This is a genomic window from Microbacterium resistens NBRC 103078, assembly GCF_001552355.1.
GTDB lineage: Bacteria > Actinomycetota > Actinomycetes > Actinomycetales > Microbacteriaceae > Microbacterium > Microbacterium resistens.
The window spans coordinates 55,474-66,602 of sequence record NZ_BCRA01000021.1; the positions used below are offsets into that span (position 1 = coordinate 55,474).

An 11,129-nucleotide genomic window follows, 5' to 3' on the forward strand; every position below is an offset into this window, starting at 1 on the left:
CTATCGCGGGGTGGCGTCCTCGATTCTGACCATCGGTCAGTCCGGAGCGGTCCCCAGGGGGAGCACAGGACCGCAACCGGTCACAGCGACAGCGTCCCCAATGTCGCCGTGGTCTTCTGCTCGCGTCCGTCGCGAACGTAGGTGATCTCGACCTTGCTGCCCGCGGCGGCCGCGCGGACCTGCGCCGTGAGGTCCGAGGCGTCGGTGATCGGCGCCCCGTCGAGCGACGTCACGATGTCCCCGGAGCGCAGTCCCGCGGCCTCGGCGGCACCGCCCGGCGTGAGGTCCTGGATCGCAGCGCCGACGACCTGGGCGTCCTGCAGGCCGCTGGCGGAGCGGACGGTCGCGCCGAGCAGCCCGTGGGTCGCCGCACCGGTCTCGATGATCTCCTGGGAGACGCGCTGGGCGATGTCCGAGGGGATCGCGAAGCCTACGCCGATGTTCCCCGACTGGCCAGACCCGGAGTTCCCGGCGCTCGCGATGGCCACGTTGATGCCGATCAGCTTGCCGTCGCCGTCGACCAGCGCCCCGCCGGAGTTGCCCGGGTTGATCGCCGCGTCCGTCTGGATCACGGCGACGGAGATGGTGTCGCCGGTCGACGGCGTGCTCTGCTCGCCGCGCCCCGGGAAGTCGAACTGGAACGGCTGCTGGTTCGGATCCTGCTGGTCGGGCTGCTGCTCATCCTGGTTCCCGTCCGACGGCAGCGCCGCGGACTGGATCTGGATGCTGCGGTTCAGGGCGCTGACGATGCCGGTCGTCACGGAGTTCGACAGCCCCAGCGGAGCGCCCACGGCGACCGTGAGGGACCCGACGTTGAGGTCGGACGAGTCCGCGAACTCGATCGGCGTGAGATCGGCCGTGTCCGCGACCTTGATGACGGCGAGGTCGTAGACGGGGTCGACACCGACGATCTCCGCGTCGAGCAGTCGCCCGTCCGAGGTCGTCACGCGGATCGAGGGGTCGGCGGCCTCGCCGTCGAGCGTCACCACGTGCGCATTGGTGAGGATGTGGCCCTTCTTGTCGAGCACCACGCCGGATCCGCTGCCGCTCGCCGAGGAGCCGGCGACCTCGATCGTCACCACGGAGGGGACGACCTTGGACGCGATCGCGGTCGCCTCGGACACGGACTCGGGGTTGTTCACCGTGACCGTGGAAGGGCCGGCAGCCGGGGAGGACGACGACGGCGGGTTGAGCTGGTTCCCCAGGACGCTCCCGCCGAAGCCCGCCGCACCGCCGACGAGCGCGGCGGCCAGGAAGATCGCGGCGACCTTCGTGGCGCCGATCCCGGCCTTGCGCTCCTTGGGCTTGTCGGCCGCCCCGGTCACTGCCGGACCGAACGCGGCGCCGGTGGCGTGGGGCGCGGAGACGCCGTACGGCGTCGGCTGCGGGTGTGTGCCGCTCGGCGGGATCGGCTCCGTGACAGCGGTCGCGGTGGCGTCGGCGGCGGGCGCGGCGCCCGCCGTGAACGCGTTCGACGCGGTCCCCGGGGCCGGCGCCGCCGACGTGCCCTGCGAGGAGAACGCCGCCGGGACGTCGTGACCGGCACCGGATTCGGGGCGGGGGGTCTGTTCGTTCATTTCTGCTCCTTCGGACATCGCCCTTACAGAGTCGCGTGCGCATCTGTGCGTTTCTTATGCCGCGCTTGGGATTCCGCTATGCCGTTACCCTGGCCTGCATGGGAATCGTGTCCGGCGCCTGGCGGCGCACTGCCCGCGGCGCCGGCCTCCTCACCGCGCAGGGCGGCGTGGCGCCCACCATCTTCGCAGAGATGTCGGCCCTCGCGGCCCGGACGGGCGCGATCAACCTCGGACAGGGATTCCCCGACGAGGGCGGGCCCGCGGAGGTCCTCGACGCCGCCCGCGCCGCGATCGACACGGGCGCGAACCAGTACCCGCCAGGACGCGGACGCCCCGAGCTCCTCCAGGCGATCGCGGAGCATCAGCGGAGGTTCTACGGCCTCGACGTGGACCCCGAACGCGAGGTGATCGTCACGGCGGGAGCCACGGAGGCGATCGCCGCGTCGCTCCTCGCCCTCGTCGGATCGCCGGACGACGAGGTCGTCGTCCTCGAGCCGTTTTACGACTCCTACGCCGCCGTCGTGGCGCTCGCGGGGGCACGCCTTCGCACCGTTCCGCTGCGCCGGCCCGACTTCCAGCCGGATCCCGCCGATCTCGCCCGGGCGATCACCGACCGTACGCGGATCATCCTCGTGAACGACCCGCACAATCCCACCGGAACGGTCCTCTCCGCCGAGGTGCGCGCGGAGATCGTCCGGCTGGCCGAACGCCATGACGCCGTCATCGTCACCGACGAGGTGTACGAGCACCTCGCGTTCGACGGCGCGCACGTCCCGCTCGCCACGCTGCCGGGCGCCCGGGAGCGCACGCTCACCATCTCCTCCGCGGGGAAGACGTTCTCCGTCACCGGCTGGAAGGTCGGCTGGGTCCACGGGCCGGCGGACCTGATCACCGCCGTGCTGACCGTCAAGCAGTTCCTCACCTACGTCAACGCCGGCCCGTTCCAGCCCGCCGTCGCGATCGGACTGGGCCTTCCCGACGCGTTTTTCCAGGACGCCCGCACCGCCCTGCAGGAGAAGCACGCGCTCCTCGCTCGTGGGCTGGAGGCCGCCGGCTTCGAGGTGACCGCCCCGCAGGGCGGATACTTCACGGTCGCCGACGCCACCGCGCTCGGCGGGAGCGACGCCGACGCCTTCTGCCGGAGCCTCCCGGAGCGGTGCGGTGTGGTGGCGATCCCGCTGTCGGCCTTCGTGCTCCCCGAGCACCGTCGTGACTACGCCGGGCTCGTCCGCTTCGCCGCGTGCAAGCGGACCGCGGTGATCGCCGAAGCGTCGGAGAGGCTCGCCGCGCTCCGCGCCTGACGGCGCGACTTCGGTCTGCGGGTGCGCCTCAGTCCGCCCGTCGCGGAACGACGGCGTAGCGTCGCAGCCGCAGCACGGGGTTGACCTCCCGGACGCGGGCGACGAGCGCCGGATCGAGCTCGGCGACCGCGATCCCCTCGCCGGTGCCGACGGCGGCGACCGTGACGCCCTGCGGGTCGATGACGGCGGAGTGGCCCACCCCGATCGGCGTCGGGTGGTCCGCGGCGAGCACGTAGACGGTGTTCTCGATGGCTCGTGCGGTCAGGAGCGTCTGCCAGTGGTGCTCCTTGAGCGGCCCGCGCACCCACTCCGCCGGCACCACGATCGCATCCGCCCCGGCGTCCACCAGCGTGCGGGCGACCTCGGGGAATCGCAGGTCGTAGCAGGTCATCAGACCGATGCGGATCCCGTCGACGTCGACCGTCTCGGGGGTCCGGAGATCGCCTTCCGCGATCCAGTCCGACTCGCGTTGTCCGAACGCGTCGTAGAGGTGCTGCTTGCGGTAGCGGGCGCGGATCCCGTCCATGTCTACCGCGACGAGAGTGTTGTGCACGTGTGCGCCGTCGCCCGCCTGCTCCACGAGTCCGGCGACGAGGACGACCCCGTGCGCGGCGGCGAGCGCGCGGAGCCGGCGGGTGAACGGCCCGTCGAGGGCCTCGGCGTTGTCCGTGAGCGTCTCGTCCATCGGATCGACGAAGAAGCTCGTGTACTCCGGGAAGACCACCACGCGCGCGCCGCGTTCCGCAGCCGCGGCGGTCAGCTCCGCGACCCGGTCGAGGTTGGCCGCCCTGTCCGCGGTCGGAGCGAACTGGCACACGGCGACGAGGAGCGCGGAGGCGGTCATGCGCCCATCCTCCCTCATCCCTGATCAGACGCCGAGCCCGGCCAACAGATCCTCCACGCGCGCACGGATCTCGTCCCGGATCGGGCGGACCGCTTCGATCCCCTGACCCGCGGGATCCTCGAGCTGCCAGTCCTCGTAGCGCTTGCCGGGGAAGAACGGGCACGCGTCGCCGCACCCCATCGTGATCACGACGTCGGAGTCCTGCACGGCCTCCGTCGTGAGGACCTTCGGCTGCTCGCCGGCGATGTCGATCCCGGCCTCGGCCATCGCGGCGACGGCGACGGGGTTGATGCGCTCCGCCGGGAGCGAGCCCGCCGAGCGGACCTCCACACGGTCGCCCGCGAGGGCCCGGACGAAGCCGGCGGCCATCTGCGAGCGCCCGGCGTTGTGCACGCAGACGAAGAGGACGGAGGGGATGCGCGAATCGGTCATCGTCTGCTCCTGAGGGGGATCGTGCGTCCATTCCATCACGCCGCCGGGTCGCGGGAACCACGCTGCACGCTCGGGGGCTTTATCCGAGAGCGAAGATGCGACGCCCGGAGCACCCGGCACAGGAGTTCCTCCGTGTCCCCAACTCCTGGAGGCTGTGGACCTGAAGGCAGGGGCCGGGTAGATCCGCATACCAGAGAGATCGCGAGGACACCGATCCTTCGAATGCACCTATGGTTTCGGTGCCACATTGCATTCCAGTCTGCTAGGAATGCCTCACCGCAGACGCGGAAGGAGAAGACGATGAAGATCATCCGCACACCCGGGGCCTTCATGGCGGGCCTGGTCGTCCTCGCGGGGAGCGTGTTCACAGGACCGTCGATCGCGACGGCGGCGCCGCTGACGGCAGAGGCGGCCGGTCCGGCGTCAGCGACCGTGGGCCCGCAGATCAACCGGTGGGTCCGGGAGGAACGAGACCACTTCAAGTCCCGAGCGACATGCGAGGCGCGAGGGGCGTGGTATGTGGCGAACACACCTGCGCTGGACCACTACTGCTATCTGATCCCGGGGGACGCCAAGTGGTCGCTCGATCTGTACTGGCCGAACTTCTGATCGCCCCCGGCCAGCGGGTCACGACGGTCGGCCGGCTGGACGGGACCCCGGGCCATCCGACGGCGACGCTATGGACACTGTTTCCCCAGGACCCGACCAGCACGCAACGCCTGCAGGGCGGATCCGTCGTCGTCCACGGGACCCAGGTCAGTACCGCCGCTCGAGGCGTCCCCGTCGTCGTCAACGGAGTGTGGGACGGTACGGAGATCCACGACGCTCAGCTGAAACCCGCCCGCGACGAAGAACTCCGCATCGTGACCGTCCTCGGCGATCCCGACCACCCGCCACCGCCCGAGGTGGCAGACGAGATACGCCTCGCCGCGTTGGAGGAGCGCGACGCGGTTGCGACCACCATCAGCTTCGGAGGCTCCCAAGAGCGCGTACACCACTACGTCCTCACCGTGACGAAGGGACTGATCGACGTCGTCGACCGCGGACTGATCCGCACCGAGATCCGCGTCGCGATCACCCCCGAACGCTAGACAGGAAGACCGGCGGAACACGTATGGGTGACGGCACCATGCCCGATGCCCGCACAGAGCCCCTGGTCCGACCCGACGCACTAAGGAATGGCGAAGGCCCCCTGATCGGATTTCTCCTGATCAGGGGGCCTTCTCTTGTTGCGGGGACAGGATTTGAACCTGCGACCTCCGGGTTATGAGCCCGGCGAGCTACCGAACTGCTCCACCCCGCGGCACAAGAATTGAGCTTAGCACGGGTTCGGAGCGCGGTCGAATCGGGGCCGGATCCCGGGCGCGTCCCCCACGCTCCGAGCCCCGGACTCAGCCCTCCGAGGGCCGTTCGAGCTCGCAGTCCGGCCCGGGGAACACGAGCGACTCGTGCCCGTCGTCGAAGCGGATGCGGTACGGAGGCCCGCCGTCCTCACTGGTCTCGAGGACCTCGCCGTGGCGCTCCGCGCGACCGACCTGCGCGCCGTGGATCACGACACGATCGCCTGCGGTGACATGCATGGGAAACCGCCTCTCCCCCGGCCTCCGCCGGGACGCCTGGAGTCCTCTCCAGTGTGCGCCGTCGCCGCACGATCCGCCAGGTCGGGACGGGACACGCGAGAGGCGCCTCCCCGGTGCGGGGAGGCGCCTCTCGTGGTCTCACTGCGCGGGCGTCTCGGCGGCGTCGCCCTCGAGCTCGATGAGGCGGTTCACGGCCTCGGTGAGCTGCTTGTCCGCCTCCGCGAACTTCGTCAGGTCACCCGACTTGAGCGCCTCGTCGCGGGCGAGCATCGCCGCCTTCGCGTCCTCCAGCGCCGCCTGACGCGCGGCGGCGCCGGTCTGCGGCGGCTCCGTGGTCGAGCCGCCCGGCGTGGTGGGAGGCACCTCCTCGTCGCCGCCGACGGCGCCGGCATCCCCGCCGAACAGCTCGTCCAGCGCCCCTGTGAGCGTGTCGGCGAACGCGATCCGGTCGCCGAAGGCCACGAGGATCTTCTGGAGCCGGGGAAGCTGCGTGCCCTTGGACGCCTGGACGTAGACCGGCTGGACGTACAGCAGTCCGCCGCCGACGGGAAGGGTCAGCAGGTTGCCGTGCAGCACCTCCGACTGGCCCTGCTTCAGCAGGTTGAGCTGCTGGGCCACGTCCGTGTCGGTATCGAAGGTGTTCTGCACCTGTCCCGGGCCGGGGACGGTCGTGTCGGCGTCGATCTCGAGCATCCGGAGCTGTCCGTAGCCCTTCGCTTTCACCCCCGCCTCGGATCCGGCGTCGGAGTCCACGGCGAGGTAGCCGAGCAGCACGTCGCGACTGCTCGTCCCCTCGGCGGACGGGATGAAGGTCGTGAACATCGAGAACCGCGGCGAGTCCTGACCCGGCATCTTCATCGACAGGTAGTACGGCGACTGGAGCCGGTCCTGGTTCTGCGGATCGTTGGGCGTCTTCCAGGCGTTGTCGCGCTGGGCGAACGAGGACGCGTCGTCCACGTGGTAGACCCCGAGCATCGCCCGCTGGACCTTGAACAGGTCCGTCGGGTAGCGCACGTGCGACATCAGCTCGCCGGACATGTCGCTGATCGGCTTGAGTGTGGACGGGTAGACCTTCTGCCAGGTCTTCAGGACCGGGTCCTCCTCGTCCCACGCGTACAGGGTGACGCTGCCGTCGTACGCGTCGACGGTCGCCTTCACCGAGTTGCGGATGTAGTTGACCTCGTCGGCCACGAAGCCCGGCATGGCCATGCTGGCGTCGCCGATCGCCTCCTGCAGGCTCACCCCGGTGGAGTAGGGGTAGCTGGCGCTGGTGGTGTAACCGTCGACGATCCAGACGATCCGGCCGTCCACGACGCTCGGGTACGGGTCGTTGTCGAGCGTCAGGTACGGCGCCACCTTCTGCACGCGCGTCTTGGGATCCCGGTCGTAGAGGATCTGCGACTCCTCGTTCACGAGGTCGGAGAAGAGGATCTGCTCGGACTGGAACTTCAGCGCGTACAGCAGCTTGTTGAAGAAATTGCCGATCCGCGGCCCGCCGTCGCCGGTGAAGGTCGTCTTCGTGTCCGTGGCGCCGTCCTGCCCGCGCGGGTAGTCGATCTCGACCGGCGCGGTGCCCTCGGGAGCGCCGACGATCGAGTACGGCGGCGACTGCTCGCCGAAGTACACGCGCGGCTCGAACTTCTCCGTGTCCGTGAGGAACCCGGCCGACGGGATGCCGCGCTCGAGGAAGACCGGCTCACCGTCGCTGGTGCGCTGATTGCCCGCGGCGGCCACGAGACCGTAGCCGTGCGTGTACACCGCGGCGCGGTTGTTCCAGTTGCCCGCGTCGCTGAGCTGGTTCATGTCGAGCTCACGGACCGCGACGACGGTGTCCTGCTTCTCGCCGTCGATCTCGTAGCGGTCGACGTCCAGGTTCTCGGGGAACTGGTAGTACGCGCGGTACTGCTCGAGCTGGCGCACCGTCGGGCTGATGATCGCCGGGTCCAGGATGCGGATCGAGGCGGTCGTGTCGGCGTCGGCGCGCAGCTGTCCGGGCTCGGCGTCGGTGGCCGCCTTGAACGGGGTGGTCTCGAGCCCGTCGATGCCGTACGCGGCCTTGGTCGCGTCGAGGTTGCGCTGGTAGTACTCCGCCTGCAGCGAGTTCTGGTTCGGCTTCACCTGGAAGGTGTTGACGACCCAGGGGTAGCCGATACCGACCACGAGCGAGGCCACCACCAGCAGCGCGGTCGCCGCCAGCGGGAAGCGCCAGCGCCCGATCACGGCGGTGATGAAGAAGAGGATCGCCACGAGCGCGGCCAGGATCGCGAGGATCGACAGACCGGGGATCGTCGCGTTGGCGCCGGTGTACGCGGCACCGGTGATGCGGTCCTCGGGGGTCACGAGCGTCACGTACCGGTCGAGCCAGAGGCTCGCCGCCTGCAGCAGGAGGTAGACCCCCGCGAGCACCGCGAGCTGGATCCGCGCCGGCTTGGAGATGCGGAGCTCGCCCTGGCCCACGCGGACCGATCCGTACAGGTATGACACGAGCGCCGTCACCAGGAGGCACAGGATCATCACCGCGGAGGCGAAGCCGAGCACCGCCCGGTAGAAGGGCAGCGCGAACATGTAGAAGCCGGTGTCCATCTGGAACTGCGGGTCGAGGACGCCCGTCGAGGCCCCGTTCGCCCACATCCAGACCGTCTCCCACTGCCCGGCCGCAGCGAAGCCCGCGAACAGGCCGAAGAAGACCGGCATGCCCCACATCGCCAGGCGACGCAGCGGCTCGATGACCTCCTGGTACCGGTCCAGCTGCGAGCTCAGGCGCACGTAGACCGGTCGCAGCCGGTAGGCCAGCTGGATCACGAGGAACAGCGGCAGGGCCATGCCGAGGAACCCGACGACGAACATCACCGCGGTGGCCAGCCAGCGCGTGGTCAGCACCTGCGCGAAGTCGAGCTGGTCGTACCAGAGGAAGTCGGTGTAGAGCGACGCGAAGGCGAAGAAGGCCGCGATGAGCGCCGCGATGATCACCACCGAGATCATCAGTATTCGTCGGGAGGTGCGGGGCGTGGCCGGGTTCGGCGCGGAGGTCGTGGTCACGTCCTCCATCCTAGGTCGGCGAGTTCATGCGCCACCTGGGACGGCGGATCCGCGCTTCGCCCGTCGCGAACGCCCGCCGGCGCTCGGGACCGTCACAGGTCAGCCGTTCGCCCCCGTGCACGTCGGCAGGGCCGCGACGTCGCCACCGTCCGCGATCACCTCGAGGGCGTCCAGGGACTCGCCCAGCGAATCGGTGCGGATCACCGTGAGCCCGTCGGGGACGTGCCCGACCACCTCGTTGCAGTTCGCGCCGGGGGCGAGGAAGTAGTCCGCCCCCGCCGACCGGGCGCCGTACATCTTCTGGCGGATCCCGCCGATCGGCCCGACGGTGCCGTCCGCGGCGATCGTCCCCGTGCCGGCGACCTGCTCTCCGCCGTTGAGCTCGCCCGGCGTCAGGACGTCGATGATCCCGAGCGCGAACATCATCCCCGCACTCGGGCCGCCGACGTTGTCGAGCTGCAGCTTGACGTCGATCGGGAAGGTGTAGTCGTGCGTCAGGGTGACGCCGATCAGCCACACGGCCGAGCCGTCCTGGGCCTTCTCCTCACGGGGCGTCACCGTGAGGTCCTCTTCCGCGCCGTCCCTGGCGACCCGGAGCGTCACGGGCGCGCCGCCGCTCTCCTGGATCCGGGCACGGAGGTCGTCGACGTCGGTGACGGCGGCGCCGTTCAGCGCCAGGATGCGATCGCCCTCGCGCAGCACGCCGGACGCCGCGCCGTCCTCGACCACGCCGGCCACCTCGATCGTGACGGGCACGTCGTAGTCGAGCTCCCGCAGCGCCGCGGCCGTGGCCTCCTGCTGGGAGTCGACCATGAGCACCTGGTTCTGCTCGTCGCGCTGCTTCGTGGTGACGCCCTCGGGGAAGACCGCGTCGATCGGCACGACGGCCCGGGAGGGGTCGAGCCACGCCATGGCGACCTCGACCCACGAGGGCGTGTGCTCCCGGTTGCCGACGACCTGGACGGTGACGAGATCGAGCGCGCCGCCGGTCTCGTGCGTCTGCGCGCCGGAGATCGAGATGAGCGGGACCTCCTCGCCGTCCTCGACCTCGACGTCGCCGAGGGTGTTGTAGACGGGGCCCGGCTGCTGCACGACGTACGGCAGCGGGAGGAACGTGACCACGAGCAGCGCGGCGAGGCTGACGATCAGCGCGACCACGCCGATCGCGGGCGTGGCACGGCGTGCGCGCGTCGTCGTCACAGGTCCTCCTGACAGGGTCGTTCGCGACCGGCGTACAGCGAAGCGTCCCCGTTCCGGGCCGCGGTCGGCATCGTATGACTAGCGTAGGACGCACGGCTATAGACGTGCTGAGAGGGCCTGGCGATGGCAGAGAACGACCCGAATCCCGAGGACTTCCGAGAGTTCCTGCGCCGGATGCTGGGAGCATCCGGCGAGGACATCGATCTGAGCGCGCTCGACGGCATCGAGGGCATGGAGGGTATCCGCCTCGATCCGGCGATGATGAACGCCTTCCTCCAACAGTTCCAGGCCGCGCAGGGCTCGGACCCGTGGGAGACGACGCTGCGCCAGGCGCTGCACATCGCGAACCGTGACGGTCTGGGCGTCACCGACGGCGGCCGGTCGTCGCTCGCCGACGCCTTCTCCCTGGCGAACCTCTGGGTCGGCGAGGCCACGACCATCTCCGAGCTGAGCACGTCGCCGCGAGCGCTCACCCGCGGCGAGTGGGTGGAGCAGACGCTGCCCGTGTGGAAGGAGGTCGCGGCGCCCGTCTCCACGAGCATCGCGGACGCCCTCACCACCGCGTTGGAGGGCCAGACGCCCGAGGAGATGCGCGGCATCGTCGCCGGTGCCGGCAAGCTGATGCGCGGACTCGGATCCTCCGTGTTCGCGATGCAGTTCGGGCAGGTGCTGGGCAACCTCTCGCTCGAGGTCGTCTCCGGCGGCGACGTCGGCATCCCGGTGCTCCCGGCGGGCACCGCCGCCGTGATCCCGCAGAACCTCGCCGCGTTCGGCGAGGGACTGGAGATCTCCGAGGACCAGATCGCGCTCTATCTCGCGGCCCGCGAGCTCGCGTACGCGCGTCTGTACCGCCACGCGCGCTGGCTGCACCTGCACGTGATGTCCCAGATCACCGAGTTCGCCCGCGGGGTGACGGTCGACATCGAGGCGCTGGAGGACGTCGCGGGCCGCCTGGACCCGTCCGATCCGGAAGAGCTCCGTGCGGCGATCGAGGGCGGAGCGCTGCTGCCGACGCAGTCCGAGGCGCAGCGCGAGGCGCTCGAACGTCTGGAGAACCTCATCGCGCTCATCGACGGCTGGGTCGACGTCGTCACCACGGCGGCGACCTCGCGCCTGCCCGACAGCGCCCGGATCGCCGAGGCGGCGCGGCGCCGCC

Annotated in this window: 10 protein-coding genes and 1 tRNA gene; 4 read left to right on the forward strand and 7 right to left on the reverse strand. The window is 70.3% G+C overall.

Annotated features, from left to right (window positions below; all coding sequences use genetic code 11):
• Positions 1 to 80 precede the first annotated feature (80 nt).
• A complete protein-coding gene (locus MR1_RS04750; protein ID WP_067243530.1) occupies positions 81 to 1,577 on the reverse strand; it encodes a S1C family serine protease in 1,497 nt (498 codons plus the stop codon).
• Positions 1,578 to 1,675: 98 nt separating this feature from the next.
• Between MR1_RS04750 and MR1_RS04755 the strand changes: the two genes are divergently transcribed.
• Positions 1,676 to 2,878, forward strand: a complete 1,203-nt coding sequence (locus tag MR1_RS04755; protein WP_067243531.1) for an aminotransferase class I/II-fold pyridoxal phosphate-dependent enzyme — start codon at positions 1,676 to 1,678, stop codon at positions 2,876 to 2,878.
• Between the two features lie 28 nt (positions 2,879 to 2,906).
• Here MR1_RS04755 and MR1_RS04760 read toward each other — a convergent pair whose 3' ends face one another.
• Positions 2,907 to 3,722, reverse strand: coding sequence for a carbon-nitrogen hydrolase family protein (locus MR1_RS04760; protein WP_067243532.1), 816 nt, complete (start codon positions 3,720 to 3,722; stop codon positions 2,907 to 2,909).
• A 24-nt stretch (positions 3,723 to 3,746) separates the two neighbouring features.
• The gene (locus MR1_RS04765; protein WP_067243533.1) at positions 3,747 to 4,154 is read right to left on the reverse strand and encodes an arsenate reductase ArsC; all 408 of its coding nucleotides are present in this window, start codon (positions 4,152 to 4,154) and stop codon (positions 3,747 to 3,749) included.
• Between the two features lie 300 nt (positions 4,155 to 4,454).
• Between MR1_RS04765 and MR1_RS04770 the strand changes: the two genes are divergently transcribed.
• Together MR1_RS04770 and MR1_RS04775 are read left to right on the forward strand one after the other, a co-directional pair.
• On the forward strand, positions 4,455 to 4,763 hold the full coding sequence (locus MR1_RS04770) for a hypothetical protein (RefSeq protein ID WP_067243534.1): 309 nt from the start codon (positions 4,455 to 4,457) through the stop codon (positions 4,761 to 4,763).
• Positions 4,764 to 5,017: 254 nt separating this feature from the next.
• The gene (locus MR1_RS04775) at positions 5,018 to 5,245 is read left to right on the forward strand and encodes a hypothetical protein (protein ID WP_157517900.1); all 228 of its coding nucleotides are present in this window, start codon (positions 5,018 to 5,020) and stop codon (positions 5,243 to 5,245) included.
• A gap of 138 nt (positions 5,246 to 5,383) precedes the next feature.
• Here MR1_RS04775 and MR1_RS04780 read toward each other — a convergent pair.
• The 4 genes from MR1_RS04780 to MR1_RS04795 form a co-directional block, all read right to left on the reverse strand.
• A tRNA-Met gene (locus MR1_RS04780) sits at positions 5,384 to 5,457 on the reverse strand.
• 88 nt (positions 5,458 to 5,545) lie between these two features.
• A complete protein-coding gene (locus MR1_RS04785; protein WP_067243536.1) occupies positions 5,546 to 5,734 on the reverse strand; it encodes a DUF1918 domain-containing protein in 189 nt (62 codons plus the stop codon).
• A gap of 138 nt (positions 5,735 to 5,872) precedes the next feature.
• Positions 5,873 to 8,773: a UPF0182 family membrane protein gene (locus MR1_RS04790; protein ID WP_174522509.1), complete on the reverse strand. Its 2,901-nt coding sequence runs from the start codon at positions 8,771 to 8,773 to the stop codon at positions 5,873 to 5,875.
• 99 nt (positions 8,774 to 8,872) lie between these two features.
• On the reverse strand, positions 8,873 to 9,973 hold the full coding sequence (locus tag MR1_RS04795) for a YlbL family protein (protein WP_231820453.1): 1,101 nt from the start codon (positions 9,971 to 9,973) through the stop codon (positions 8,873 to 8,875).
• Positions 9,974 to 10,096: 123 nt separating this feature from the next.
• Here MR1_RS04795 and MR1_RS04800 point away from each other — a divergent pair.
• Positions 10,097 to 11,129: zinc-dependent metalloprotease (locus tag MR1_RS04800; RefSeq protein ID WP_067243539.1), on the forward strand; the 1,033-nt coding region annotated here is incomplete at its 3' end.